The 26179-nt window shown below is 65.2% G+C and carries 24 protein-coding genes; 8 read left to right on the forward strand and 16 right to left on the reverse strand.

The annotated features are described in order from the left end of the window. Both ssb and B3446_RS24020 read right to left on the reverse strand, forming a co-directional pair. Positions 1–416, reverse strand: a 416-nt coding sequence (ssb, locus tag B3446_RS24015) for a single-stranded DNA-binding protein (RefSeq protein ID WP_291385954.1), incomplete at its 3' end; no start/stop codon positions are given. A gap of 295 nt (positions 417–711) precedes the next feature. Then, the gene (locus tag B3446_RS24020) at positions 712–1896 is read right to left on the reverse strand and encodes an MFS transporter (protein ID WP_191577540.1); all 1185 of its coding nucleotides are present in this window, start codon (positions 1894–1896) and stop codon (positions 712–714) included. 240 nt (positions 1897–2136) lie between these two features. Here B3446_RS24020 and uvrA point away from each other — a divergent pair, with 240 nt between their 5' ends. Both uvrA and B3446_RS24030 read left to right on the forward strand, forming a co-directional pair. Beyond that, on the forward strand, positions 2137–4992 hold the full coding sequence (gene uvrA / locus B3446_RS24025) for an excinuclease ABC subunit UvrA (RefSeq protein ID WP_291385957.1): 2856 nt from the start codon (positions 2137–2139) through the stop codon (positions 4990–4992). A 32-nt stretch (positions 4993–5024) separates the two neighbouring features. Further along, positions 5025–5687, forward strand: coding sequence for a glutathione S-transferase family protein (locus B3446_RS24030; protein ID WP_291385959.1), 663 nt, complete (start codon positions 5025–5027; stop codon positions 5685–5687). A 10-nt stretch (positions 5688–5697) separates the two neighbouring features. Here B3446_RS24030 and B3446_RS24035 read toward each other — a convergent pair whose 3' ends face one another. Genes B3446_RS24035 through B3446_RS24045 form a run of 3 tightly spaced genes read right to left on the reverse strand, consistent with a single transcriptional unit; the run spans position 5698 to position 8564 of the window. Then, a complete protein-coding gene (locus B3446_RS24035) occupies positions 5698–6825 on the reverse strand; it encodes a deoxyguanosinetriphosphate triphosphohydrolase (RefSeq protein WP_175124767.1) in 1128 nt (375 codons plus the stop codon). 24 nt (positions 6826–6849) lie between these two features. Then, complete coding sequence (gene aroB / locus B3446_RS24040; RefSeq protein WP_291385961.1) at positions 6850–7926, reverse strand: 3-dehydroquinate synthase; 1077 nt, start codon at positions 7924–7926, stop codon at positions 6850–6852. Next, positions 7923–8564 carry a shikimate kinase gene (locus B3446_RS24045; RefSeq protein ID WP_175124769.1) on the reverse strand — a complete coding sequence of 214 codons (642 nt, stop codon included), beginning with the start codon at positions 8562–8564 and terminating at the stop codon, positions 7923–7925. Before B3446_RS24045 ends, aroB begins: the two co-directional genes overlap by 4 nt. A gap of 113 nt (positions 8565–8677) precedes the next feature. Between B3446_RS24045 and B3446_RS24050 the strand changes: the two genes are divergently transcribed. Then, complete coding sequence (locus B3446_RS24050; protein WP_291385964.1) at positions 8678–11125, forward strand: penicillin-binding protein 1A; 2448 nt, start codon at positions 8678–8680, stop codon at positions 11123–11125. Positions 11126–11160: 35 nt separating this feature from the next. On the opposite strand, the gene cyaY is transcribed toward B3446_RS24050, so the two are convergent. Beyond that, complete coding sequence (cyaY, locus tag B3446_RS24055) at positions 11161–11490, reverse strand: iron donor protein CyaY (protein WP_175124771.1); 330 nt, start codon at positions 11488–11490, stop codon at positions 11161–11163. 55 nt (positions 11491–11545) lie between these two features. Here cyaY and lptM point away from each other — a divergent pair, with 55 nt between their 5' ends. Beyond that, positions 11546–11713, forward strand: a complete 168-nt coding sequence (lptM, locus tag B3446_RS24060) for an LPS translocon maturation chaperone LptM (RefSeq protein ID WP_291385966.1) — start codon at positions 11546–11548, stop codon at positions 11711–11713. Beyond that, a complete protein-coding gene (lysA, locus tag B3446_RS24065) occupies positions 11710–13002 on the forward strand; it encodes a diaminopimelate decarboxylase (RefSeq protein ID WP_291385968.1) in 1293 nt (430 codons plus the stop codon). Before lptM ends, lysA begins: the two co-directional genes overlap by 4 nt. 72 nt (positions 13003–13074) lie before the next feature. Here the strand turns inward: lysA and ccsB are convergent, their stop codons facing one another. From ccsB to B3446_RS24080, 3 genes are all read right to left on the reverse strand, one after another. Beyond that, positions 13075–14421, reverse strand: coding sequence for a c-type cytochrome biogenesis protein CcsB (gene ccsB, locus B3446_RS24070; protein ID WP_191577534.1), 1347 nt, complete (start codon positions 14419–14421; stop codon positions 13075–13077). 8 nt (positions 14422–14429) lie between these two features. Continuing rightward, complete coding sequence (locus B3446_RS24075; RefSeq protein ID WP_291385972.1) at positions 14430–16511, reverse strand: cytochrome c biogenesis protein ResB; 2082 nt, start codon at positions 16509–16511, stop codon at positions 14430–14432. A 120-nt stretch (positions 16512–16631) separates the two neighbouring features. Then, positions 16632–17333, reverse strand: coding sequence for a c-type cytochrome (locus B3446_RS24080; RefSeq protein WP_175124857.1), 702 nt, complete (start codon positions 17331–17333; stop codon positions 16632–16634). Positions 17334–17597: 264 nt separating this feature from the next. Between B3446_RS24080 and yihA the strand changes: the two genes are divergently transcribed. Then, positions 17598–18221, forward strand: a complete 624-nt coding sequence (gene yihA, locus B3446_RS24085) for a ribosome biogenesis GTP-binding protein YihA/YsxC (protein WP_056571052.1) — start codon at positions 17598–17600, stop codon at positions 18219–18221. After that, a complete protein-coding gene (hemB, locus tag B3446_RS24090) occupies positions 18218–19234 on the forward strand; it encodes a porphobilinogen synthase (protein ID WP_175124776.1) in 1017 nt (338 codons plus the stop codon). Before yihA ends, hemB begins: the two co-directional genes overlap by 4 nt. 79 nt (positions 19235–19313) lie before the next feature. On the opposite strand, the gene B3446_RS24095 is transcribed toward hemB, so the two are convergent. From B3446_RS24095 to cutA, 3 genes are all read right to left on the reverse strand, one after another. Then, positions 19314–20195, reverse strand: a complete 882-nt coding sequence (locus B3446_RS24095) for a DMT family transporter (RefSeq protein ID WP_291386250.1) — start codon at positions 20193–20195, stop codon at positions 19314–19316. A 205-nt stretch (positions 20196–20400) separates the two neighbouring features. Next, positions 20401–22296: a protein-disulfide reductase DsbD gene (gene dsbD / locus B3446_RS24100; RefSeq protein ID WP_409558278.1), complete on the reverse strand. Its 1896-nt coding sequence runs from the start codon at positions 22294–22296 to the stop codon at positions 20401–20403. Continuing rightward, positions 22296–22643, reverse strand: coding sequence for a divalent-cation tolerance protein CutA (gene cutA, locus B3446_RS24105; protein ID WP_175136921.1), 348 nt, complete (start codon positions 22641–22643; stop codon positions 22296–22298). Before cutA ends, dsbD begins: the two co-directional genes overlap by 1 nt. 122 nt (positions 22644–22765) lie before the next feature. Between cutA and B3446_RS24110 the strand changes: the two genes are divergently transcribed. Continuing rightward, a complete protein-coding gene (locus B3446_RS24110; protein WP_175124779.1) occupies positions 22766–23230 on the forward strand; it encodes an HIT family protein in 465 nt (154 codons plus the stop codon). A 106-nt stretch (positions 23231–23336) separates the two neighbouring features. Here B3446_RS24110 and rplQ read toward each other — a convergent pair whose 3' ends face one another. The 4 genes from rplQ to rpsK all read right to left on the reverse strand — a co-directional run bounded on the left by rplQ (position 23337) and on the right by rpsK (position 26168). Continuing rightward, positions 23337–23729 (reverse strand): 50S ribosomal protein L17, encoded by a 393-nt coding sequence (gene rplQ / locus B3446_RS24115; RefSeq protein WP_006389635.1) that lies wholly within the window; start codon positions 23727–23729, stop codon positions 23337–23339. Between the two features lie 186 nt (positions 23730–23915). Next, a complete protein-coding gene (locus tag B3446_RS24120) occupies positions 23916–24902 on the reverse strand; it encodes a DNA-directed RNA polymerase subunit alpha (RefSeq protein ID WP_008169002.1) in 987 nt (328 codons plus the stop codon). 229 nt (positions 24903–25131) lie between these two features. Further along, positions 25132–25755 carry a 30S ribosomal protein S4 gene (gene rpsD, locus B3446_RS24125; protein ID WP_175124780.1) on the reverse strand — a complete coding sequence of 208 codons (624 nt, stop codon included), beginning with the start codon at positions 25753–25755 and terminating at the stop codon, positions 25132–25134. 11 nt (positions 25756–25766) lie between these two features. Next, positions 25767–26168: a 30S ribosomal protein S11 gene (gene rpsK / locus B3446_RS24130; protein WP_006216516.1), complete on the reverse strand. Its 402-nt coding sequence runs from the start codon at positions 26166–26168 to the stop codon at positions 25767–25769. Positions 26169–26179 lie beyond the last annotated feature (11 nt).

The raw sequence follows: 26179 nt of genomic DNA on the forward strand, positions 1-26179 counted from the left end.
GGGGCGGCGCGCTGCTGGCGCGGCGCGTCGTCGTAGCCGCCGCCACCGTAGTTGCCGCCACCACCGCCGCCGCCGTCTTCGCGGCCGCCCAGCATTTGCATCTGGTCAGCGACGACTTCGGTGCTGTAGCGGTCGGCGCCGGTGTCCTTGTCTTGCCACTTGCGCGTCTTGAGGCGGCCTTCGATGTAGACCGAGCGGCCCTTCTTCAGATATTCGCCGGCGATTTCAGCCAGGCGGTTGTACATGACGACGCGGTGCCATTCCGTTTCTTCGCGCTTTTCGCCGCTGGCCTTGTCCTTCCAGGACGAGGTCGTGGCGATCGACATGTTGCAGATTGCCGCCCCGTCGGGGCTGTAGCGGACTTCCGGGTCGCGACCCAGATTGCCCACGAGTATGACTTTGTTAACCGATGCCATGCCGATGTCCCTCTGTTGTTGACAGCCTGCGACTTGCGTTGCCGCGAGCGCGCCGGCAACAACATAAAAAAGCGATGTTGAAGACCGGCTTCATGAAACTCGCCGGTCATCGAAGCGATGACCGGCGATGCCCAGGTGAAGCCTGTGTTGATGCGTATTATCGACGAAAGCGCCCGCCGCGCCAAACGGGATCGGTGACAAATCGGTCACCGCAGGCAAACCATTTCGGCGCTGTTGGACGCCGTTCGGGGCCAGATCCGCGACTTTCCAAAGCCTGCGGGAAAGCCCGCAACGGTCAGGCCAGGGGCCGCAGCGCCCAGGTGACCGCCAGCCACACGGCCGACAGGATTGCCGCGCCGATGAACACGGCGCTGGCGCCCGAATGCCCCGCCAGCCAGCCGCCCAGCGCGCCCCCGGCGAACAGGCCCGCGGCCTGTGCAGTGTTGTAGAAGCCCAGCGCCAATCCCTTGTAGGCCTGCGGCGCCACGCGCGAGACCAGCGACGGTTGCAGCGCCTCCAGCACATTGAAGACGACGAAGAATCCGGTCAGCGCGATGGCCAGCGTGTAAAAGCCGTGGCTGGCCGCCGGCAGCAGCGCACACACGAGCACCAGGCCGGCCACCGACGCGCGCAGCGCGCCGCGGTGCGCCCGGCGCTTTTCGGCCACGAAGACCACCGGCACCATCAGCACGAACGACACCAGGATGACCGGCAGGTAGACCTTCCACAGATCGCGCGCGTCCAGTCCGCCGACCTTGGCCAGCAGCGCCGGCACCACGACAAACAGCGACACCTGGATCAGATGCAGGACAAAGACGCCAAAATTCAGCCGCAGCAGGTCGCGATGGGTCAGGACCTCGCGCGGCTTGGCCGCCTGCATCGTGCGGGCCTGCGTGCGAGGCACCACGGGCACCACGAACCGCGCCACGGCCAGGCAGACGACGCCCAGGCAGGCGATGGTCCAGAACAGGCCCGACAGCCCCCACCAGCCCACCAGCACCGGCGACAGCACCAGCGACACGGCGAATGACAATCCGATCGATGCGCCCACCATCGCCATGGCGCGCGTGCGCACCTCGTCGCGGGTGGCGTCGGCCAGCCAGGCGGTGACCGCGGCGGAAATGGCGCCGGCGCCCTGGATGGCGCGGCCTATGGTGATCCAGAACACGTCCGTGGCCTGCGCACAGACGATGCTGCCGGCGATAAACAGCAACAACCCGAAGATCACCACCGGACGGCGCCCCCAGCGGTCGGACGCCAGACCGAAGGGAATCTGCATGAACGCCTGGGTCAGGCCGTACATGCCCAGCGCCAGCCCCACGCGGGCAGGATCGTCGCCGCCCGGCATGCCGCTTGCGGCAACGGCAAAAACCGGCAGCAACAGGAACAGCCCCAGCATCCGCGCGGCGAACAGGCCGGCCAGGGCCACGCTGGCGCGGCGCTCGGAGGGGGTCAATTTCAGTTTTTTATCTGCCGGCATGCGGAAATTTCAACGATGACTAGGGCGGCGCGCATGCTTCTCATGTCATACGCTCACGGTCTGATGCTTGCGGTGCGGCGCCGGCCTCGGGCCAGTCCAACCGGATGAACGGCCTTGAACGCGAGAGGATTCGGCGCGCTATAGTACCAAGTTGGCCTTTGAAATCGCTTAAATGCGCCCAAAGGGTGCGCGGGATCAAAGGCGTCATCGACGACGCAACTGGACGTTACCCATACCGACGTGACCATACGCATCCGGGGTGCTCGCACCCACAATCTCAAGAACGTCTCGCTGGACCTGCCGCGCCACAAACTGGTGGTCGTCACTGGCCTGTCCGGGTCCGGCAAATCCTCGCTGGCATTTGACACGCTGTACGCAGAAGGCCAGCGGCGCTACGTGGAAAGCCTGTCGGCCTACGCCCGCCAGTTCCTGCAACTGATGGACAAGCCGGATGTGGATCTCATCGAGGGTCTGTCTCCGGCCATCTCGATCGAACAGAAGGCCGCGGGACACAACCCGCGCTCCACGGTCGGCACCATCACCGAGATCCACGACTACCTGCGCCTGCTCTACGCGCGGGTCGGCACGCCCTACTGCCCCGACCACGGCCTGCCGTTGCAGGCCCAGAGCGTCAGCCAGATGGTGGACGCGGTGCTGGGCTGGACGCCCGAGACGCGGCTGGCGGTGCTGGCGCCCATTGCGCGCGGCAAGAAAGGCAGCTTCGAGGACGAATGCGCCAGCCTGCAGGCGCAGGGCTACGTGCGCCTGCGCATTGACGGCCAATTGGTGGAAATCGACGGCATGGCGCCGCTGAAGAAGACCGAGAAGCACGATATCGACGTCGTCATCGACCGCCTGCGCATCAAGCCCGAAAGCAAGCAGCGCCTGGCCGAAAGCTTCGAGACAGCGCTGCAGCTGGCCGAAGGCCGCGCCTTGGCGCTGGACATGGACAGCGAGCGCGAACAGGTCTTCTCCAGCCGCTACGCCTGCCCGGTGTGCAGCCACAGCCTGCCCGAACTCGAACCGCGCCTGTTCAGCTTCAACAACCCGATGGGCGCCTGCCCCAGTTGCGACGGCATCGGACAGGTCGGCTTCTTCGATCCCAAGCGGGTCGTCGCCTTTCCGGAACTCAGCCTGGCCGCCGGCGCGATCCGCGGCTGGGACCGCCGCAATGCCTTCACGCACTCGCTGCTGACCAGCCTGGCCGCGCATTACGAATTCGACATCGAGGCGCCCTTCGAGGACCTGCCCGAAGCGTTGCGCGACAAGGTCCTGTACGGGTCCGGCGAAGAAGAGATCTCGTTCCTGTACTTGAACGAAAAGGGCCGCAGCACCGTCAAGCGCCACACCTTCGAGGGCGTCATCCCGAATCTGGAGCGCCGCTGGCGCGAAACGGACTCGGCCACGGTGCGCGAAGAACTGGGCAAGTACCGCAACATCAAGACCTGCCCGGACTGCGCCGGCTCGCGCCTGCGACCCGAAGCGCGCAATGTGCTGATCGGCCATGACCCGCGCGGCGGCGAACGCCACGGCCAGGCCATCTACGAAGTCGAGGCCATGCCGCTGTCCAGCTGCCTGGACTGGTTCCGCAATCTGAACCTGACGGGCGCCAAGCAGGAGATCGCGCAGCGCATCGTGCGCGAGATCGAGGCCCGGTTGAGCTTCCTGAACAACGTCGGCTTGAACTACCTGTCGCTGGACCGCAGCGCGGACACCATTTCCGGCGGCGAGGCGCAGCGCATCCGGCTGGCCAGCCAGATCGGCTCGGGCCTGACGGGCGTGATGTACGTGCTGGACGAGCCCTCCATTGGCCTGCACCAGCGCGACAACGACCGCCTGATCGGCACGCTGCAGCACCTGCGCGATCTCGGCAACAGCGTCATTGTGGTCGAACATGACGAGGACATGATCCGCATGGCCGACTGGGTCGTGGACATGGGACCGGGCGCGGGCGAGCACGGCGGCGAAGTCGTCGCTCAAGGCGATCCCGAGACCGTGCAGCGCGATCCCAATTCGCTGACCGGCCAATACCTGAGCGGCGCGCGCGCCATCGCCATCCCGAAGCGCCGCCCCGTCGACGACGAACTGCCGTGGCTGACGCTCACCGGCGCCACCGGCAACAACCTCAAGAACGTTGACCTGCACGTGCCCGCCGGCCGCCTCGTCTGCGTGACCGGCGTGTCCGGTTCGGGCAAGTCCACGCTCATCAACGACACGCTGGCGGTAGCCGTGTCGCGCCAGCTGCATCACGCGCAGAGCGAGCCCGCCCCCTACGTGTCGATGCAGGGGCTGGAGAACTTCGACAAGATCATCAGCGTGGATCAAAGCCCCATCGGGCGCACCCCGCGCAGCAATCCCGCCACGTACACGGGGCTGTTCACGCCGATCCGCGAACTCTTCGCCGGCGTGCCGGAAGCGCGCACGCGCGGCTACGACCCGGGGCGGTTCAGTTTCAACGTAAAGGGCGGCCGCTGCGAAGCCTGCCAGGGCGACGGCGTGGTCAAGGTCGAGATGCACTTTCTGCCCGACATGTACGTGCCCTGCGACGTCTGTCACGGCAAGCGCTACAACCGCGAGACGCTCGAGATCCGCTACCGCGGCCGCAACATCAGCGAAGTGCTGGACCTGACGGTGGAGCAGGCGCTCGAATATTTCGAATCGGTGCCCGCCATCTCGCGCAAGCTGCATACGCTGATCGACGTGGGTCTGTCGTACATCCGCCTGGGGCAAAGCGCGACCACGCTGTCCGGCGGCGAGGCGCAGCGCGTGAAGCTTTCGCAGGAGCTGTCGCGCCGCAGCACCGGGCGCACGCTGTACATCCTGGACGAGCCGACGACCGGCCTGCATTTCCGCGACATCGAACTGCTGCTTCAGGTGCTCAATCAGTTGGTGGACGCCGGCAATACGGTGCTCATCATCGAGCACAACCTGGACGTCATCAAGACGGCCGACTGGCTTATCGACATGGGTCCTGAAGGCGGCGACGGCGGTGGCCGGGTCGTGGCGCAGGGCACGCCGGAAATCGTGGCGGCAACGGAGGCAAGCCACACCGGCCAGTATCTGGGCAAGCTTTTGCGCCGCAAGCCGGGCGACTGAACCCCCCCACTCCATCCAATGGGAAAGCCAGCATGTACACCCTGATCATCGGCAACAAGAACTACTCGTCCTGGTCCATGCGTCCGTGGATCGCGCTGCGCGCCGCGGGCATCGCGTTCACGGAGCAGAAGGTCGGCCTGTTCACCGAGGAATTTTCCAAGCGTGTCGCGGCGGTGTCGCCCGCCGGCCTGGTGCCCGTGCTGCTGGACGGCGATTTCGCCGTGTGGGATTCGCTGGCCATCTGCGAGTACGCCGCCGAGCGTCATCCGGAGGCCGCCTTGTGGCCGAAAGACGCAAAGGCCCGCGCGCGAGCCCGCTCGCTGGCTGCGCAAATGCACAGCGGTTTCGGCGCGCTGCGCCAAGCCATGCCGATGAATGCCGAAGCCGACTTGCCGGGCATCGACTTCCCCGAAGCGGCACGCGCCGATGTCGCCCGCGTGCAGACCATCTGGCAGGAAACGCGTGTGCAATTCGGCCAGGGCGGCCCGTTTCTTTTTGGCGGGTTTTCCATTGCCGACGCCTTCTTTGCGCCGGTGGTCTCGCGTTTCAAGACCTACAACATCGCCGCGGAAGGTCCGGTGCGCGAGTACATGGACGCGGTACTGGCGCTGCCGGCTATGCAGGAATGGACGCGGGACGCGCTGGCCGAAGCGACCTTCGTCGAGGCCGACGAGCCCTACCGCAAGCACCGCTGACAGCTGAACCCTACGCCATGTCGAACAGCCGCTTGTGTTCGCGGATGGCGTAGCGGTCGGTCATACCGGCGATGTAGTCCGAAATGGCACGCGCCTGTTCGTTGAACTGCGCGCGCCGGTAATCGGGCGGCAGCAGACGCGGATCATCCAGGAACACCGCAAAGAGCTCGCGTACGATACGCCGCGCCTTCCGCGTCATGCGCAGCACGCGATAGTGGCGGTACAGATTGTCGAACAGGAATTTCTTCAGCGTGTCGGCTTCGCGGCGGATCTCGTCGGAAAACCCCGCCAGCGGCGGCGAGCGGCGCACGTCGTCCGCGCTGGCCGGCGCCGCGTCGCGGATGCGCGCCAGCGACGTGTGGGTCAGGTCGACGATCAGCGTGTTGATCATGCGGCGTATCGTTTCAGCGACTGCGCGCCGCGGCGCCAGACCGGGATAGCGGTCCACCACGTACGCATGGTGGCGCTCGAAGATCGACACTTCCTTCAACTGATCCAGCGTGATGAGCCCGGACCGCAGGCCGTCGTCCACGTCGTGGTTGTTATAGGCGATCTCGTCGGCCAGGTTGGCAAGCTGCGCCTCCAGCGACGGCTGCGTGCGGTTCAGAAACCGTTCGCCGACATCTCCCAGCACCCGTGCATGGGCCACGGAGCAATGCTTGAGAATGCCCTCGCGCGTCTCGAAGCACAGGTTCAAGCCATTGAAGTCGGCATAGCGCTCTTCAAGCTCATCCACCACCCGCAGGCTTTGCAGGTTGTGTTCAAAGCCGCCCGCCTCCGGCGCCAGTTCGCGCATGCAGGCGTTCAGCTCGTCCTGGCCGGCATGGCCGAACGGCGTGTGCCCCAGGTCGTGGGCCAGAGAAATGGCTTCGGTCAGGTCTTCGGACAGCCCCATGCTGCGCGCCAGCGTGCGCGCGATCTGCGCCACTTCCAGGCTGTGCGTGAGGCGTGTGCGGAATAGATCACCCTCGTGATTGACGAAGACCTGCGTCTTGTATTCCAGCCGCCGGAAGGCGCTGGAATGGACGATGCGATCCCGGTCGCGCTGGAATTCCGTGCGGTTCTCGGGTGGCGGCTCGGCATGCGCCCGGCCGCGCGATCGGGACGGGTGAGAAGCATAGGAAGCCAGTTCATTCATCTGCAACACCGTCCTTCACTACGTTTACTGGGTGGTTCGTGCCAGCACGGCGCGCACGGCGTCGTCGGGGGCCGGCCGCATCAGGGCTTCACCGATGCGTGTCATGAGCACGTAGCGGATCGAGCCGCCTTCGGTCTTCTTGTCCACCTGCATCAGGTCCAGCCAGCGGTCGGCGCCCAGGTCCGGCGCGACAGTCGGGCAGCCGATGCCCTGGACCAGCGCGCGCACGCGTTCGACGTCAGCGCGAGCAAAGCCGGCCACATCGGCCGACAGCTCGGCCGCCTGCACCATGCCGCAGCCCACGGCCTCGCCGTGCAGCCAGGCACCGTAGCCCAGGCCGGATTCGATGGCGTGGCCGAACGTATGGCCCAGGTTCAGGATGGCGCGCAGCCCGGATTCCCGCTCGTCCTTGCCCACCACCTGCGCCTTCAGCTCGCACGAGCGGCGGATGGCATACGTGACGGCCTCGGGGTCCAGGGCGCGCAGTTTTTGCGCATTGTCCTCGCACCAGCGCCAGAATTCCGGATCCAGTATGAGGCCGTACTTGATGACCTCGGCCAGGCCCGCCGAGACCTCGCGCGCCGGCAGGGTGCCCAGCACGTCGGTATCGATCTCGACTGCGATCGGCTGGTAGAAGGCGCCGATCATGTTCTTGCCCAGCGGATGGTTCACGGCCGTCTTGCCGCCCACCGAGGAGTCGACCTGCGCCAGCAGCGTGGTGGGCACCTGCAGGAAACGCACGCCGCGCATGTACACGGCCGCGGCAAACCCCGTCATGTCGCCGATGACGCCGCCGCCCAGCGCCACCAGGACGCAGCGCCGGTCCAGGCGATTGCCCAGCAGCGCGTCGAAGATCAGGTTGAGCGACTGCCAGTCCTTGTAGGCCTCGCCATCGGGCAGCTCGATGCGCAGCACCCGCTTGCCCGTGCGCGCCAGCGCGGCTTCGGCGCGTTCGGCATACAGGGCCGCCACGGTCGGATTCGTGACGACGGCAACCGCGGTGGCGTCCGCGGGAATGCATTGATCCAGGGAATCCAGGCGGCCCGGTCCGATGTGGATCGGATAGCTTCCCCCCGGGGTTTCAACGTCAACAACGTTCATATGCGCTTCTCGAATGCTTGTAATTGCGGCAGCAGCGCCTTGACCAGGGTGTGGATGGGCATTGACCCCGTTTCCACCACCAGGTCGGCGACTTCCTTGTATAGGGGCTCGCGCCGGGTCATCAGGTCGCGAAGGGTGCCGCGCGGGTCGGCGGTGGCCAGGAGGGGCCGGTTTCGGTCGCGGCAGGTCCGGCGGAACAATTCGTCCACACTGGCGCGCAGATAGACGACGATGCCGCGCTCGTGCAGAAGCTGCCGGTTCCCGGCGTCCAGGATGGCGCCGCCCCCCGTTGCAAGAATTATGTTGCGCCGTTGGGTACACTCTTCCAAGGCGGCGGACTCTCGGCGACGAAAACCGGCTTCGCCCTCGATTTCGAAGATTACCGGCACCCGCACGCCGCAACGCGCCTCGAGCTCATGATCCAGATCCATAAAGTCGCGCCCCAGCGCGCGCGCCAGGCTACGGCCTATGGTTGTCTTGCCCGCGCCCATCATTCCGACCAAAAATACCGGCAGGTCGTGCGGCAACGACGCGGTCTTGCCCGTGCACTCGACGGCGCAGGGCTGGCTTTCAGGCGCGGCGTCGGCGCGCGCCGGGTCCGGGGCTGCCTCCGGACATGAGTTAGCGGCAAAGTTCATGGCGGCATTATCACATTTGCCGCAGTTGCCCGCGCACCACACTGACCTATTTTGTTACAGAAACCGATCCGCCACGATGAGGCGGGACCGGAGATACCCGTAAAATCGCCGCGATGAGCAAGCCCCAGAATTCCTCCAAAAAAGACAAGCCCGCCAGCAGCGGCTCCCCGATACTGCGGTTCTTCGTTAAAACCGGCATCCTTTTCGCCGGCCTGTTCCTGTGCGGCGTCCTGCTCGCGGGCATGGCGCTGGCGCTCGCGTGGCCCAACCTGCCCGACCTGAACGCCATGACGGACTACCGTCCGCGGGTGCCGCTGCGCGTGTACACCGCAGACCGCGTTCTGATCGGCGAGTTCGGCGAAGAACGCCGCAACGTGCTGCGCTTCAACGAAATCCCGGACGTCATGAAATCGGCGGTCCTGGCGGCCGAGGACGACCGCTTCTACCAGCACGGCGGGATCGACTGGATGGGCGTGGTGCGGGCCGGCCTGACCAACCTGATCAACATGTCCAAGACGCAGGGCGCCAGCACGATCACGATGCAGGTCGCGCGCAACTTCTACCTGTCGTCCGAAAAGACCTATTCACGCAAGTTCTACGAACTGCTGCTGACCTTCAAGATTGAATCCGAGCTCACCAAGGACCAGATCCTCGAGCTCTACATGAACCAGATCTACCTGGGCCATCGCGCTTACGGATTTGCGGCCGCGTCCCGCACGTATTTCGGCAAGCCGCTGTCCGAAATCACGCCCGCCGAAGCCGCCATGCTGGCCGGCATCCCCAAGGCCCCCTCGCGCTTCAACCCCATCGCCAACCGCCCCCGCGCCGAACTCCGCCAGCGCTACGTGCTGGGCCGCATGCACTCGCTGGGCTACCTGACCGAACCCGAATACAAGCAGGCGATGGCGCAGCCCATCGTCATGAAATCCGCTGAAGGCACCCCGGCCGGCGGCTATTCCATCCATGGCGAATACGTGGCCGAGCTGGCGCGCCAGCTCCTCTACAACGTGTACCAGGACAACGTCTATTCGCGCGGCATCAACATCTATACGACCGTGCAGTCCAAGGACCAGGAAGCCGCCTACCGCGCCGTGCGCGAGGGCGTGCTGGAATACACGCGCCGCGCGCCCTACCCCGGCCCGGAAGAACAGCTGGATCTGCCCGCCGGCACCGAGAACAATCCCGCCGCGCTGGACGAGTTCCTGGATGGCGTGTTCGACAAGTTCCCGGATAGCGGCGACCTGCTGACCGCCGTAGTGCTGTCGGCCAGCCCCACCGAAGTGAAGCTGGCGCGCAGCTCGCGCGAAGTCATCACCGTCACGGACAAGAAGGTGCTGGGTGTTGTGGCCCGCGCACTGAACGACAAGGCCAAGCCGGAACAGCGCATCAAGCGCGGCTCCGTGGTCTACATCCGCAAGTTCGGCGACAACTGGGAAATCATCAACTTGCCGTCGGTGCAGGCAGCCTTCGTGGCGCTGTCGCCGCAGGACGGCGCCATCCGTGCCATGGTCGGCGGCTTCGATTTCTACCGCGGCAACTTCAACCGCGTGACGCAGGCGTGGCGCCAGCCGGGCTCGAACATCAAGCCCTTCATCTACGCCGCCTCGCTGGAACGCGGCCTGACGCCGGGCACGCAGATCTCGGACCAGCCGTTTGAACTGACCGCCGCGCAAACCGGCTCGAAGGCCTGGAATCCCAAGAACTACGGCAACCAGTACGAGCCCATGCTGACGCTACGCCAAGGCCTGTACAAGTCCAAGAACATGGTGTCGATCCGCATCCTGCAGGCCATCGGCCCGCAGTACGCGCAGGACTACCTGACCCGCTTCGGCTTTGACAAGGCGCGCCAGCCCGCCGTGCTGCCGCTGGCGCTGGGCGCCGGTTCGGTCACGCCGCTGCAACTGGCCGGCGCCTTCTCGGTGTTCGCCAACGGCGGCTACCGCGTCACGCCTTATCTCATCGACCGCGTCACCGACAGCAACGGCAAGGTCATCATGCAATCCAAGCCGGTCGTCGCCGGCGACGCGGCAGCCCGCGCCATCGACCCGCGCACCGCCTGGGTCATGGACGACATCCTGCGCGGCGTCACCACGTACGGCACCGCGGCGCGCGCCCGGGCGCTCCTCAAGCGCGGCGACATCGCCGGCAAGACGGGCACGACCAACGAATCCGTGGACGCCTGGTTCTCGGGCTACACGCCGACGCTGGCGGCAACCGCCTGGCTGGGCTTTGACCAGCCCAAGTCGCTGGGTTCGCGCGAAACCGGCGGTGGCGTCGCCATGCCGATCTGGGTGGACTACATGCAGAGCGTGCTGAAGGGCGTACCGGAAGAAAAGCAGCGTCCGCGTCCGGACGGCCTGCTCGTCGAGAACGGCGAGTTCTACTTCTCGGAGTTTCCGCCGGGACAGGCTGTGGCGCGCCTCGGACTGCCCGAGGCCGATACCCTGGGTGAATTCCTGAATGGTCTGAGCAGCAGCTCCAGCGAGGACACCCGGATCAAGGTCGCGCCTGGCGTGGGGACGCAAACCACCACGCCCTGGTCGCAGAAGATTCCGTTCTGATGCAAAAAGGCCGGCCCATTGGGCCGGCCTTTTTTTTACAGCCGGATCGTCACGGGGACGCCGGCGGCAGCGGAGCAGATCTGAGACAGGGCGTCCGGCAGCTGCGGCCCGCCCCGGGTATCGTTCCAATGCTGGCCATCAAAGCGGTAGTGGAAGCCGCCGCTGCGCGCAGCGACCCACAGCTCCTGCATGGCGGCCTGGCTGTTCACCACGACGTGGGTGTTGTCCTCGAAAACCATGGTCAGCACATTGCCGCTGCGGCTGGTTTCGACGTCGACGTCGAGCGAAGCCGCCCAGTCATCGGCCTGGCTTTCGATGCTGTCCAGCACCTGGTCGATCAACGCAAGAAATTCGGTTTCGGTCATAATCGAGCCTGCAAGAATTACGGAGTTCCCAGTGTTCCAATTGGCATATAGCCGCATGGCTCTTCGCATTGTAGCCACGCTCATGGCGACCGGCATCGTGGCGGCCTGCGGGTACAAGGGGCCGCTCTCCATGCCCCCGCCCCCTGCAGGCAGCAAGGCGCCGGCCAGTACGCAGCAGACCACGCCGGCGGTGCAGATCCCTCCCGCACCGACCCTGCCATGACGCCCCCGTTCCCCACTCCGCCAGAATTGGCCGGCCATCCCTACTTCCAGTACCGCAATAATGTGTTGTACGCCGAAGATGTGCCGCTTGACCATCTGGCCGAACGGTTGGGAACACCCCTTTACGTCTACTCCCGCGCGGCGCTGAAAGCCGCGTGGCAATCCTATTGCAGCGCCATCGGACCGCGTCCGGTGCTCGTCTGCTATGGCATGAAGGCCAACTCCAATCTGGCAGTGCTCGGCGAGTTTGCGCGGTTGGGCGCCGGCTTTGACATCGTGTCCGGCGGCGAACTGCATCGCGCGCTTACCGCGGGCGCCGATGCTTCCCGCATCGTGTTCTCAGGCGTGGGCAAGCAGGCCTGGGAGATGCGCGATGCGCTGCGCGCTGGCGTAAAGTGCTTCAACGTCGAATCGGTCGACGAACTGCACCGCCTGTCCGACGTCGCGGCGCACATGGGCCTGCGCGCCCCCGTGTCGCTGCGCGTGAACCCCGACGTCGACGCCCGCACGCACCCGTACATCTCGACCGGCCTGAAGGAAAACAAATTCGGCATCGCCATCGACGACGCGCTCGAGGCCTACCGCACCACGCAGTCGCTGCCCGGTCTTCGGATCGTCGGCGTGGACTGCCACATCGGCTCGCAGCTTACCGACATCAGTCCCTACTTCGATGCCCTCGAAAAGCTGCTGGACCTGATCGAAAGCCTGCAACAGGCGGGCATCCCTATCGAACACCTGGACCTGGGCGGTGGACTGGGCATCCGCTACCTGGACGAGACGCCGCCTTCCCCCCGCGCCCTGCTCGACCGCGTTTTTGAACGGTTGAACGCGCGGGGCCAAGGTCATCTGCAACTGGTGCTGGAACCGGGCCGCTCGCTCGTTGGCAATGCCGGCGTGCTGCTCACCACCGTCCAGTACATCAAGCACGCCGAAGCCCGCAATTTCGCCATCGTCGACGCAGCCATGAACGACCTGCTGCGCCCGGCGCTCTATGACGCGTTCCATGGCGTGCAGCCGCTGCACCCGCGCGCCGGCGATCCTGCTGAATACGACCTCGTCGGCCCCGTGTGCGAAAGCGCCGACTGGCTCGCCAAGCAGCGCCTGCTGACCATCCGCCAGGGCGACGTGCTGGCGGTGGAATCGGCCGGCGCCTACGGCATGACCATGGCCAGCAACTACAACTCGCGCGGGCGCCCGGCCGAGGTCATGGTCGACGGCGACAAATACCATGTCGTGCGCCAGCGCGAAACCCTGGCGGACCAGCTTCGCGGCGAATCGCTGCTACCCTGAACGGACGTCGCGCAAAAGGCAAAGGCCCCTGCATGCAGGGGCCTTCGTTCGTCTGCCGGGAAACTTGCGGCGTTAAAGCTGTCCGTACGAATGCAGGCCCGACAGGAACATGTTCACGCCCAGGAACGCAAACCCCGTGATCAACAGGCCTATCAGCGCCCAGTAGGCAGCCATCGCGCCACGCAGGCCCTTGATAAGCCGCATGTGCAGCCAGGCCGCGTAATTCAGCCAGACGATCAGCGCCCAGGTTTCCTTCGGGTCCCACTGCCAGTAAGCGCCCCACGCGTCGGCCGCCCACAGCGCCCCCAAAATGGTGGCCACCGTGAAGAAGGCGAACCCGATCGCGATGGCGCGATACATGATGTCGTCCAGCACTTCCAACGAGGGTAGCGCCTCCGCGATGCGGCGGCGGCCCAGAAGAATGGCGCCCACGATCACCGCGCCCACGCCGAAGTACAGCATCCAGGTGGCCGACAGGCCATCGGTGCGGAACACCATCGGCTCGGCGCACAGCAACACGCCCAGGATGAACAGCGGCGCAAGCTTGGCCCACGAGGTGGTCTGGCCGTGCTGCTTGACCAGGTACGCAAAGCCCACCATCGCCGCCAGCGAGAACGTGCCGTAGCCGATGAAATTGGCAGGCACGTGCAGTTTCATCCACCAGCTCTTGAGCGCGGGCACCAGCGGCTGGATCTGTCCCGCGTCGCGCGTGAACGAATACCAGAGCAGGAACACGACGGCCGAGGTGACCACCAGCATCACGAAGCCGCCCAGCGCGCGCGTGGCGTACTTGCGTTCGTAGTACAGATAGAACAGCGCCGTGATGAGGCAAAACAGCACGAAGACTTCATACAGGTTGCTGACCGGGATATGACCCAGGTCCGGACCCATCAGATGGCCCTCGCGCCAGCGCACGAGCAGACCCGTGACGCCGGCAAACACCGCACCCCAGTTCAGCGCCGTGCCCAGCCAGGCGGCCGTCGGACTGAAAAGGCCGATCCAGTAGCACACCATCGACAGCGCAAACAGCGCACTCATCCAAAGAATGGCTGACTGCGAAGAAAACAGAAACTTCAGGAAGAACACCTGCTCGGCGCGGGCGAGATCGGTGCCATAGAGCATCAGCGCCAGACCCGACGAGATCGCACAGGCGATCATCAATCGGCGCAGCGGCCGCCACAGCCAGCCCAGCCAGGCGACTGCCGGCACCGTGCCGCACAGGATGATCTTCTCGTAGTAGTCCATCGCGTGCCCGTAGCGGGTCAACGCGAATCCCGCGCCCGCTGCCAGCAGCAAAAAGAAGACGATGTCGGTCCAGTCGGGCTTGCCGCGTTGCGCGCGGTTGTCGCCGGTTTCGGATAAGGCGTCCTGCCAGAGCGTGTCAGGCGACGGGGGTTGCGTGGTGGTCGTCGTGGACATAAATAACCTCAGGACCCTTTTTTCTGGCGCAGCAGCGCCTGCTTGAAGCGTTCAAACTCTTGATTGAAGTCAAGTGTACGCTTCTGAGACGTCATGGCCGCCAGGACGCTGCTGCCGCCGCCTTGCGGCTTGACCCAGATCCAGACACGACGATCGCGAATGTAGAACATGGAGAACACGCCCAGGACCAGCAGCAGGCTGCCCAGATAGACCGTGTTCTTGCCCGGCGTGCGGCTGACCTGGAACACGCTGGCCTGCACGTGATTGAAGTCGGCCAGCGACAGGAACACCGGCGCGGGGTAGACGGTCAGGTCGGACAGCGCCGCCACTGCCAGGCGCGACCACACCGCCGCGCGTTCGCCCTCCTGGCCTTCGACGGGGACGGGCGGCTGGCCCGCGCGTTCGCGCGCGATGGCGCGCAATTCGTTCATGCTGGCGCCGATCAGGCGGATCACGACATCGGCCGCGCGCTCAAGATCCTGGGCGGGCGTATTGGCTTGCAGGAAAGACGCAACGGCCTGCAGGCCGCCGGCGGAAAAGGTGTCAAGCGCGCGCTCTGCCGCGGTCTCCAGCGGTTGGCGGTCCGCGCCCGATGGGCTGTTGCGTTCGGCAAAGCGGCGGGCGGCTTCCTTGCGCGCGGCCGGATCGGCCAGGGTGGCGCGCAGCCGCATGAATTCAGCGATGGTGCTGTCGTCGTCGGCCGGAATGCGCAGATAGCGGAACGGCTCGGACGCGTTGTTGCGCACGCCGGCCAGGAACACGGCCGCGCCGTCCAGCTCGACGGGCAGCATGTAGTTCTGGAATTCGTGCGCCTGGCCCGCATCGTCGATCAGCTTGTACTCGACGCTGGGCCCCACGTTGCGCAGGTTCTCGTTCTTCTTGCCGGCCGCGCTGCCGGCAACCGACGCCACATGATCCGCAAAGCTCTGGTCGGCGCCCTTGGGGTCGCCGCGGGTCAGGTCCTCGACGTTGATGGGACGCATGGCCGTGATCTCGATGCCCATGCTGCGCAGCCCCTTGGCCGTCTGCGCGGTGAGCTCGCTGGTCTTGCCGACGGTACCATCGACCGAGAACGTGGCGTCGTTGGCGCCCACCAGCGGATAACCCTTGAGCGCGACCGTGCTGCCGCCATCGTCAAAGCTGGATTGATAGACCGTCATGCCCTTGAAGCGCAGCGGTTCGTTGACCTCGATGGTGGAATCGAAGGTCTTGCCGGTGTCCGGGTCCGTGACCTCGACTTCGCTGGCGAAGCGGCTGGGCATGCCGGTGGAGTAGTAGTCGACGACGAACTTCTTGAGCTTGAGCGTGAAGGGCATCGGCTGCACCAGGGCGCCGTCGCCCACCATCACGACCGCGGTGCTGGCCTGGCCGCCCTCGGGCACGAGGACGCTTGCGCGAAAGCTCGGATTGTTGACCGACAGGCGCCCGCTGTCCGGCACTTCGGAAATCAGCATGTTGTCGACGATGGGCTGCTTGCCGCCAAACATGACCTGCAGGCGCACCGGCAACTCGCTGTCGAGCAGGCCGCCGATACAGATGATGACCATGGCCGCGTGGGCAAACACATAACCCAGTCGGTTTGCGCTGCCCTTCTTGGCCGCCAGCAGGACGCCATCCTGGTCCTCGCGCACGCGCACCGCATACCCCATGCGGCCAAGCAGCGCCTTCAAGCCGGTCACGGTCTGCGGCACGCCGGTGGGCTCGTTGGTTTCCACGCGGTGCGGAAACGCGCGCAGGCTGCCTTCGCGCACATGCTCGCGGAACGAGCGGGCGTCGCGCAGCATCTTGGGCGCATTGCGGATCAGGCACACCGAGGTCGACACGACCAGAAAGCCCATGATCAGCAGGAACCACCAGCTGTTGTAGACGTGCCAGATGGAGAACTTGTCGAACACTTCAAACCAGAACGGGCCGAACTGGTCGATGTAGTTGTTGGACGAGCGGTTCTGCTGCAGCACCGTTCCCACGAGGCTGGCCACGCAGATGAACATCAGCAGGCTGACGGCAAAACGCATCGAACCCAGAAGTTCAAAGAGATCGCCTGGCAGGCTGCGCAGAGAGGGGCGGGAGTGGGTTCGAGTCGAATTCATGAAAAAAGGGGGGCCGCGCTATCGGCTACCCCCCTCATAGACAGTGCGTGACGGAACGAGGTTCCGGCGCGCGCAAGTTGCATCAACGCGGACCGGCCGCGCACGTTGCGGCCGATCGTTTTACCGAAGGCCGGCCGCGTAATCCGACACCGCCTTGATGTCGGCGTCCGACATGCGGTCCGCGATGGCATGCATGACGTCGTTCTTGCGGTCGCCGCTACGGAAAAGCTTCAGTTGCTCTTCGATGTACACGGGGAACTGGCCCGACAGACGGGGGTACTGACCGGGAATCCCGGCGCCATTGGCAGAATGGCATGCCGCGCAAGCCGGGACGTTGCGGTCTGGCAAACCGCCACGCCAGATCTTTTGACCTAGCTCAACCAGGTTCTCATGGCCAGCCGTGGCGGGCTCTTTGAGCGGCTGCGTTGCCAGGTACAGCGCGATGTTCTGCATGTCGGCCGGCGTCAGGTTTTGCACCATGACCGTCATGGGGCTGGGATTGCCGCCCGGACCATTGCGAACAGGCGCTTTGGCGCCTTCCTTCACCTTGAAGTCGGCAAGCTGCTTGGCCAGGTATTCGTGCGGCTGCGCGGCCAGGTTCGGGTTCACCGGAATGGTGCTGTTACCCGCCGCGCCGTGACAGGAGGCACAGGCAATGATGCCGCGGGCCGCGTCGCCTTGGTCAAACAGCTGACCGCCCTTGGCGGCATCTGGTTTGGCCGGGCCCGCAGCGCCATTGGCGGCGAAACTCGTAGCAGAGAGGGCGGAGGCGCCGAGCAACAGCCCGCTCGCAACCAACATCCGGGACAGCACACGCTTCATGAAGACCTCGACGATCACATCGATCAAGGCGCAAAAAGGCGCCCACGCCTGCCCGCACTCGCAGTAAAACCGTATCGAACCTGTTTTGCTTGTCCTGCTTGCGATCTTTCTGCGAAGCTGCATCAGCGCTGCCCGAAAGGGGCTTTTATTGGCTGGATGGCAGCTAAACAGTAAGCAAAAAAGACGGCTCCGCGCACGGGGACCACTGTAGCAAACGCCGGATTATACAATAGGGCTCGAAACCAACCGTATCGAAAGCCATCCGTGTCCCTCCTACATCGCGCCTCCTTCCTCACTTCCGCGGCTCGCCTCGACCAGTTGCCGCCCGCCGGCGCTCCCGAGGTCTGCTTTGTCGGCCGCTCCAACGCCGGCAAGTCCACGTCCATCAACGTGCTGTGCAACCAGCGCCGTCTTGCGTTCTCCAGCAAGACGCCGGGCCGCACGCGTCTGATCAACATGTTCGGCCTGCCGGACCCGCTGGACCCGGAAGCCCACATCGGCTATCTGGTCGACCTGCCCGGCTACGGCTATGCGTCCGTGGCCCGCAACGAGAAGGAAAAGTGGGCGGACATCCTGGGCGGCTACCTGCGCGACCGTGAGTCGCTCGTCGGCATCGTGCTCCTCATCGACATCCGTCGCGGCGTGACCGAACTGGACCGGCGTCTGGCGAACTTCATTGCCCCCACCGGCCGCCCGGTGCTGGCGCTGCTGACCAAGGCCGACAAGCTGCCGTACGGACAGCGCATGCGCACCGTGTTCTCGGTCCGCAAGGATCTGGCCGACATCGGCGCGCTGCACACGATTCCCTTCTCGGCGCCCGAGCGCATCGGCCTGGAAGAAGCCGGCGCCCACATCGAAAATTGGATTTCCCCCAAGGTCGTACCATGAACCCGCAGATCATCACCCCTGAGTTTCCGGTTTCCCGCCCCCGCCGCCTGCGCCGGGACGACTTCACCCGCCGTCTGGTGCGCGAGAACGCACTGACGGTCAATGACCTGATCTACCCCGTCTTCGTCGCTGAAGGCTCCGGCCTGCGGCAGGCTGTGGCCTCGCTGCCCGGCGTGGTCCGCTATTCGCTGGACACGCTGCTGCCCGTGGCCGAAGAATGCGTGGCGCTGGGCATCCCCGTGCTGTCGCTGTTTCCCGCCATCGACCCGTCGCTGAAGACCCCGGACGGCATCGAAGCCACCAATCCCGACGGTCTGATCCCGCGCGTGGTCCGCGAGCTGAAGTCGCGTTTCCCGGAACTGGGCGTGCTGTGCGATGTGGCCTTGGACCCGTACACCAGCCACGGCCAGGACGGCGTCATCGACGCGGACGGCTACGTGGTCAACGAACCCACCGTCGAGATCCTGGTCAAGCAGGCGCTCACGCAGGCTGAAGCCGGCGTCGACATGGTCGCCCCCAGCGACATGATGGACGGCCGCATCGGTGCGGTGCGTCGCGCGCTCGAGGCCAATGGCCACATCCATACGCGCATCATGGCGTATTCGGCCAAGTACGCCAGCGCGTTCTACGGTCCCTTCCGCGACGCCGTAGGTTCGGCCACCAATCTGGGCAAGTCCAACAAGATGGCCTACCAGATGGATCCGGGCAACATCGACGAGGCGCTGCGCGAAGTGGCCGGCGACCTGCAGGAAGGCGCCGACATGGTCATGGTCAAGCCGGGCATGCCTTATCTGGACGTGCTGCGCCGGGTCAAGGACACGTTCCGCGTGCCGACCTTCGCTTACCAGGTCAGCGGCGAATACGCCATGATCAAGGCGGCCGCCGCCAATGGCTGGCTGGATCACGACAAGGTCATGATGGAAGCGCTGCTGGCCTTCAAGCGCGCCGGCGCCGACGGCATCCTGACGTACTTCGCCATCGAAGCGGCCAAGCTGCTGAAAAGCCAGCGCTAGCAAGACCTCCGGGCGCGGCGGCTTTGGCCGTCTGCGCTCGGCGCCTCCCGCTGGCCAGGACGCCGGCAATCCCCCGCCATCAAGCCTTTGCGGCGGCAGCCCGCGCCGGCTGCGCGCCGCGGCGCAGTCCCAGCCACGTCCCGCCCAGCACGCAGCCCAGACCGACGACGTGCGTCAGCGTGACGTGCTCGTCCAGGAACACGGCCGCGAACAGCAGCCCGAAGATCGGCAGCCAGTTCACGAACAGCGCGGCGCGGCTGATCCCCAGCCGCGCGATGCCCGCGTTCCACACGATGTTGCTGACACCGGATGCGACCACCGCCGAAAACATCAGCACCGCCCACGGCCACCATGCCATCTGCCACGTTTCCGCGTAATACGAGGAAGGCGTCAACGCGGCATGTCCCACCAGCATCACGCCGCCGGCCAGGTACATGTACCAGAGCATTCCCAGGGGGTCCATCATGCGCGACATCCGCTGGATGACGAGGCCGCCAAACACGAACACCAGCACGGCCACGAACACCACCGCGTCACCCCAGCCAGTCAACCCGAGCTGCGCGCCGCTGCCCACCACCACCATGCCGACGCCCAGGAGGCCGAGCAGCGCGCCGGCGATGCGCGTCGTGGTGAGCTTTTCGCGGTAGAAGATCGCGGCCAGGAAGGCGGACAGCAATGGGCTGGTGGCCATGATCAGCGTGCCGTTGGCCGCCGACGACACGCGCAAGCCCGACACCAACGCCACCTGGTGCGCGTACACCACCAGAAAGCCGGCAAGCGCCACCCAGCCCAGCTGCGCGCTACCCAACTTCGGGATACGGCCGCCGCGCGCCTTGATGATGAGGGTGACAGTGATGAACGCAATGACGATCCGAACGGCGGCGAGCGCCTGGATGTCCATGTGCTGGGTTAGATACTTGATGGAGACGATGTTCAGGCCCCATGTGGCCATGACGAACATCAATTGAAGATAAATCAGACCGTTCCGGTCCTGACTTGCATCAACGGTGGGGGACGTCACGGCGCCGGCCTGGAGGGAGTGGGATGCGCCGCGCGGGCGGCGAAGCGATCATGGTATATCGCGCCCTTTCTTGATTCAACGCAAGCATCGCCCCGTTGCGCGCATCAGACGATGGCGCCCTCCCTACCGCCAGCCCGCCCGTCCCTCAACGCACGAGCACGCGGTCCAGCGATTCCGTAAAGCGCTTTGCGTCCTGAAAGCCCACCACGCGCGCATCCGCGATTTCCTTGCCGCCCGGCTCAAAGAACATGATGCCCGGCGGGCCGAACAGCCGGAAGCGCTTGAGCAGCGCGCGGTCGTCGGCATTGTTTGCAGTCACATCCGCCTGCACCAGCACCATACCCGCCATGCGCTGCGCGACGCCCGGATCCGTGAAGGTGAAGCGCTCCATTTCGCGGCACGACACGCACCAGTCCGCATAGAAGTCCAGCATCACCGGCCGGGTGCTTTGCGCCAGCAGCGCGTCCAGCTCGGCATTGCTGCGCACACGCGTGAAATGGACCTCGCCCGGGGCGGCGGACCCGGCAGCCGGCGCATCGCCGCGCGCGGCCAGGTGCGACAGCGGCTGCAGCACGTCGCGCCCGCCACTGGCCGCACCGACGAGCCACGCCGCGGCCGCCAGGGCGAGCAACAAGCCCAGGCCCTTGCCGAACATGCGCCCGGCGCCCGCGTTTTGCGGCAAGGCATCGAAGGCGCGCAGCATTACGGCCGACACGACAGCCAGGAACGCCCAACCCGTCATCTGGACCCACGTGGGCACGACGGGAATCAGCATCCACCAGGCGGTCGCCAGCAGCAGCATGCCGAACAACCGCTTCACGCCGTCCATCCACGCTCCGGCCTTGGGCAGCAAGGCGGACGACGACGCGCCGACGATCAACAGCGGCACGCCCATCCCCCATGCCATCGCAAACAGCGCCGATCCGCCGAGGAGCACGTCCCCGGTCTGCGAGATATACAGCAAGGCGCCGGCCAGCGGCGCGGCCACGCACGGGCCGACGATCAGGGCCGACAACGCGCCCATGACCAGGGCGCCGGTGTAGCGTCCGCCCGGCACGCGTGACGAGCGCTCGGACAGCATCGCCTGCACACCCGACGGCATCTGGAACGTGAAGACATCAAACATCGCCAGCGCCAGCACGGTCAGCAGAATGGCAAAGAGGGTCAGGATCCACGGCGTCTGCAACCAGGCCGCAAGCCCCGCGCCGCTCAGGCCGGCGGCCACGCCCAGCGCGGTGTACACCACCGACATGCCCAGCACGTAGGTGGCAGCCAGCGCCAATCCGCGGCCGCGGCTGGGTCGCTCCTGCTGGGCGCCGCCCAGCACGATGGACGACAGGATGGGGATCATGGGCAGCACGCAGGGCGTGAAGGCCAGCAACAGGCCCAGCACCAGAAACACGCCCGCCGTCTTGATCCATCCCAGACCGCCCAGCGCGTCGGCCAGGCCCGTGTCACCGGCATTGACCAGCGCAGACAAGCCGCCGGAAGCCGCTTGCGGCGCCAACGCCCCGCCAAGTCCCGTGCCCGCCACGGCGTATCCGCCTGCCACGGGCGTGAGCTTCACGGTGCTGTCCATCGGCGGATAGCAAAGGCCGGCATCCGCGCAGCCCTGGCCCGTCAGCGTGAGCGTGAACGGCTGTCCGCCGGCTCCCACCGGGACGCGGATCGTCACGTCCTTGTGGAAGACTTCCATGTCCTTTTCAAAGGTCGGGTCGTACTTGACCTCGCCCTTGGGATAAACGGCCTCGCCCAGCGTGGTGGCGTCGGCGGGGCTGATGGCAATGGCGAAGCGCTCGCGGTACATGTAATAGCCGGGCGCGACCTTGTAGTGCAGCGCCAGCGTGTCCGGCGACGCCATGTTGGCGCTGAACACGAACGCCTTTTCAGGCTCCAGGAACTCGGTATCCGCGCGCGCGGCAGTCTGCCATCCGAACAGCAGGATGGCCATCGCCAGCAGCATCAGGCAGTGTCTGACAAAGGGGGAGGTCGCGCTCTCGGCGCGCCCGGGCGCGCCGACCGTACCGGCAAGTTGCAACATCAGTTTCTCTTGTTCTGCGTAATGGCCGTCTGCTCTCGCACCCAGTCCAGGTATGGCGCCGCGCCGGCGATGACCGGCAGCACGATGATCTCGGGAACGTCGTAGGGATGCATTTTCGACAAGGCCTGCACGACGGCGGCATGCCGCGCATAGGTCGTCTTGATCTGGATGGGGATTTCTTCCGTTCCTTCGACCTCTCCGTTCCACAGGTAGATGGACAACCCGGGCGCGCCGAGGTTCACGCACGCGGCCAGTCCGTCTTCGACGAGCACGTGCGCAATGCGCTTGGCCAGCAACAGGTCCGGCGCATTGCTGATGACCAGCACGACGTCGTCATCGCGCAACATGGAGCCTCCTTGGGATACCCGCGTGGGATGTAACTCGCGGTATTTTATCGGTATTGCGGCCACCTTCCCGGAACCGCCGCGCGCCAGGCCGCCGCGCCGCCCTCTTACACGCCGAGGCAAGCATGTCCGACAACTGCCTGTTCTGCCGCATCGCCCGTCACGAGATTCCCGCGCACGTCATCCACGAAGACGATCGTCTGCTGGCCTTCCTCGACATCCAGCCCGTGCGCCCCGGGCACACGCTCATCATTCCCAAGCAGCACTATCCCTACTACGAAGACATGCCGGCCGACCTGGCCGCCAGTATCGTCAACCTGGGCCAGCGGCTGGGCCGCCAGATGAAACGCCTCTACGGCGTCGAGCGCGTGGGGTTTGCGTTCACGGGCATCCACGTCGCGCATGCGCATGCCCATGTCGTTCCGATGCATCACCCGCAGGACGTGACTTCGACGCAGTACATCGAGCAGCAGGACCTGACTTTCAGGATGCCGCCTCAGCCGCCCCAGGATGTGTTGGCCGCCACGGCCGCGGAGCTGCGGGGGCAGTTGCGCGGCGGGCGCGAACGCGAGGATGCGGGCAACGCCTGATCGGTGCATTCGCGTCCCATCGTGAATCGCAGCGCCCGATCGTGCTACCCAAAAAAACAAGGGCGGGTCCGAAGACCCGCCCTTGTCGCTTATCTAGCTGCCGAAATTACTCGGCGCTGTCCTCAGCGGCTTCATCGACTTCCGGACGGTCAACCAGTTCCATGAAAGCCATGGGAGCGTTGTCGCCTTGACGGAAGCCCATCTTCAGCACGCGGGTGTAGCCGCCGTTACGGGCCGCGTAGCGCGGGCCGATTTCGGCAAACAGCTTCACAACCGCATCGCGATCGCGCAGACGGGCAAAAGCCAGACGCTTGTTCGCGAGCGTGGGCTCCTTGCCCAGCGTGATCAGGGGTTCGATGACGCGGCGCAATTCTTTCGCCTTCGGCAGCGTGGTCTTGATGGCTTCGTGGGTGATCAACGAAACGGCCATGTTGCGGAACATGGCAAGACGGTGACTGCTGGTGCGGTTGAGCTTACGCAAGCCATTACCGTGACGCATGATAAGTTTCCTTTGAATCTAAAGAAGGCGTTTCCGCCATCGGGTTGCCGGCTCTTCTATCAGCCTGCAATCAGGCTGCGGTCCGGTAGAAAACGGGGCATTTTACGACGATTTCGCAAACTGCCCGGCGGTGAGGCCGGGCGCTGCGGGAGACGCCCCTATTCAGGGGCGGCACCCTTTCAAGACTTACGGACGCTCCAGGCCCAGGGGCGGCCAGTTCTCGAGCTTCATGCCGAGGGTCAGGCCACGTGCAGCCAGCACTTCCTTGATCTCGTTGAGCGACTTGCGACCCAGGTTCGGGGTCTTGAGCAGCTCGTTTTCGGTACGCTGGATCAGGTCGCCGATGTAGTAGATGTTTTCGGCCTTCAGGCAGTTGGCCGAACGCACCGTCAGCTCCAGGTCGTCGACCGGACGCAGCAGCACCGGGTCGATCTGCGGCGTGCCGCGGACCGGGGCTTCGTACGAATCGCCAGCGCCTTCCAGGGCGGCGAAGACCGAGATCTGGTCCATCAGGATGCGGGCCGACTGGCGCACCGCTTCCTCGGGCGAGATCACGCCGTTGGTTTCGATGTCCAGGACCAGCTTGTCCAGGTCGGTGCGTTGTTCAACGCGGGCGCTTTCAACGGCGTAGCTCACGCGGCGGACCGGGCTGAACGAAGCGTCCAGAACGATGCGGCCGATCGTGTGGGTGCGGTCTTCCGACAGCGCGCGCACGTTGCCCGGCACGTAGCCGCGGCCCTTTTCGACCTTGATCTGCATTTCCAGCTTGCCTGCTTCCGTCAGGTTGCAGATGGCGTGGCCGGGGTTGATGATCTCGACGTCGTGCGGCAGTTCGATGTCGCTGGCCAGCACCGTGCCGGCGCCGGACTTGCGCAGAACCAGCGTCACTTCGTCGCGGTTGTGCAGCTTGAAGACCACGCCCTTCAGGTTCAGCAGGATGTCGACGACATCTTCGCGAACGCCCGGGATGGTCGAGTATTCATGCACCACGCCCGTCATCTGGACTTCGGTCGGCGCGTAGCCGGTCATCGAAGACAGCAGGATGCGGCGCAGGGCGTTGCCCAGCGTGTGACCGTAGCCACGCTCGAACGGCTCCATCACGATCTTGGCATGGTGCGTGCCGACCGGTTCGACTTCAATGGAGCGCGGCTTCAGGAAACCTTGAGTGGACATTTACTGTGTTCCTTTTCAATACCCTCGGCTCGTTACACCGATAAGGCTGATGGACAGGGTGAGACGTGATGCTCAAACCATGGGCGGCGCAAAAACGCTGCCCGATACTTACCGCAAAGCCCGCTCCACCAAATGGCGAAAGCGGGCTGCTGCGGGACTTGCTAACGGGTCAACCGGGTCGCGTGACCAGCTTGCCAGCACCTTGCGAAGGAGGCGCCGGCAGGCGTGATTAACGCGAGTACAGTTCGACGACCATCGATTCGTTGATGTCGCGAGCGACGTCAGCGCGATCGGGGGCCGACTTGAACGTGCCGGTCAGCTTGGCCGCGTCGACTTCCACCCACTGGGGGATGCCGATGCTGGTGGCCAGGTCGAGCGATTCCTTGATACGGCCTTGCTTCTTGGCCTTTTCACGAACCGAGACGACGTCGCCAGCCTTGACCAGCATCGAAGCGATGTCAGCCGTGTGGCCGTTCAGTTCGATGGCGCGGTGGCTCACCAGCTGGCGAGCTTCGGCGCGCGTCGAGCCGAAGCCCATGCGGTAGACGACGTTGTCCAGACGCGATTCCAGCAGCTGGATCAGCGTTTCGCCGGTGTTGCCACGGCGACGCTCGGCTTCAGCGAAGTACTTGCGGAATTGCTTTTCCAGCACGCCGTACATGCGCTTCAGCTTTTGCTTTTCGCGCAGCTGCAGGCCGTAGTCGGAAGTGCGGGCACCCGAAGTGCGGCCGTGTTGGCCAGGCTTGGAATCCAGCTTGCACTTGGAATCCAGCGAGCGGCGGGCGCTCTTCAGGAACAGGTCAGTACCCTCGCGGCGCGAGAGCTTGCATTTGGGTCCAATATAACGTGCCATGTGGATTCCCTTTAGATACGACGACGCTTCGGCGGACGGCAGCCGTTGTGCGGAACGGGCGTGATGTCGGCGATGGACGAAATCTTGATGCCCAGCGCGTTCAGCGCACGGACCGACGACTCGCGGCCAGGACCGGGGCCCTTGATGCGGACTTCCAGCGTCTTGATGCCGTACTCGAGCGCAACGCGGCCAGCCGTTTCAGCGGCAACCTGCGCGGCAAACGGGGTCGACTTGCGCGAACCCTTGAAGCCAGCACCGCCCGACGTGGCCCACGACAGTGCGTTGCCCTGACGATCGGTGATGGTGATGATGGTGTTGTTGAACGAAGCGTGAACGTGCGCGATGCCGTCCGAGACGTTCTTCTTGACCTTTTTGCGCACGCGCGAAGCGCCGCTGGTGGAAGCTTTCGCCATAATCCTGTTCC

The organism is Achromobacter sp. UBA5777, from assembly GCF_002418565.1.
GTDB classification, from domain to species: Bacteria; Pseudomonadota; Gammaproteobacteria; order Burkholderiales; family Burkholderiaceae_B; genus Achromobacter; species Achromobacter animicus.

Coding starts and splice junctions, on each gene's coding strand:
- B3446_RS24020 (WP_191577540.1), bottom strand. CDS start 1,896: ATGCCGGCAGATAAAAAACTGAAATTGACCCCCTCCGAGCGCCGCGCC.
- B3446_RS24030 (WP_291385959.1), top strand. CDS start 5,025: ATGTACACCCTGATCATCGGCAACAAGAACTACTCGTCCTGGTCCATG.
- B3446_RS24035 (WP_175124767.1), bottom strand. CDS start 6,825: ATGAATGAACTGGCTTCCTATGCTTCTCACCCGTCCCGATCGCGCGGC.
- aroB (WP_291385961.1), bottom strand. CDS start 7,926: ATGAACGTTGTTGACGTTGAAACCCCGGGGGGAAGCTATCCGATCCAC.
- B3446_RS24045 (WP_175124769.1), bottom strand. CDS start 8,564: ATGAACTTTGCCGCTAACTCATGTCCGGAGGCAGCCCCGGACCCGGCG.
- B3446_RS24050 (WP_291385964.1), top strand. CDS start 8,678: ATGAGCAAGCCCCAGAATTCCTCCAAAAAAGACAAGCCCGCCAGCAGC.
- cyaY (WP_175124771.1), bottom strand. CDS start 11,490: ATGACCGAAACCGAATTTCTTGCGTTGATCGACCAGGTGCTGGACAGC.
- lptM (WP_291385966.1), top strand. CDS start 11,546: ATGGCTCTTCGCATTGTAGCCACGCTCATGGCGACCGGCATCGTGGCG.
- lysA (WP_291385968.1), top strand. CDS start 11,710: ATGACGCCCCCGTTCCCCACTCCGCCAGAATTGGCCGGCCATCCCTAC.
- ccsB (WP_191577534.1), bottom strand. CDS start 14,421: ATGTCCACGACGACCACCACGCAACCCCCGTCGCCTGACACGCTCTGG.
- B3446_RS24075 (WP_291385972.1), bottom strand. CDS start 16,511: ATGAATTCGACTCGAACCCACTCCCGCCCCTCTCTGCGCAGCCTGCCA.
- B3446_RS24080 (WP_175124857.1), bottom strand. CDS start 17,333: ATGAAGCGTGTGCTGTCCCGGATGTTGGTTGCGAGCGGGCTGTTGCTC.
- hemB (WP_175124776.1), top strand. CDS start 18,218: ATGAACCCGCAGATCATCACCCCTGAGTTTCCGGTTTCCCGCCCCCGC.
- B3446_RS24095 (WP_291386250.1), bottom strand. CDS start 20,195: ATGTTCGTCATGGCCACATGGGGCCTGAACATCGTCTCCATCAAGTAT.
- dsbD (WP_409558278.1), bottom strand. CDS start 22,296: ATGTTGCAACTTGCCGGTACGGTCGGCGCGCCCGGGCGCGCCGAGAGC.
- cutA (WP_175136921.1), bottom strand. CDS start 22,643: ATGTTGCGCGATGACGACGTCGTGCTGGTCATCAGCAATGCGCCGGAC.
- B3446_RS24110 (WP_175124779.1), top strand. CDS start 22,766: ATGTCCGACAACTGCCTGTTCTGCCGCATCGCCCGTCACGAGATTCCC.
- rplQ (WP_006389635.1), bottom strand. CDS start 23,729: ATGCGTCACGGTAATGGCTTGCGTAAGCTCAACCGCACCAGCAGTCAC.
- B3446_RS24120 (WP_008169002.1), bottom strand. CDS start 24,902: ATGTCCACTCAAGGTTTCCTGAAGCCGCGCTCCATTGAAGTCGAACCG.
- rpsD (WP_175124780.1), bottom strand. CDS start 25,755: ATGGCACGTTATATTGGACCCAAATGCAAGCTCTCGCGCCGCGAGGGT.
- rpsK (WP_006216516.1), bottom strand. CDS start 26,168: ATGGCGAAAGCTTCCACCAGCGGCGCTTCGCGCGTGCGCAAAAAGGTC.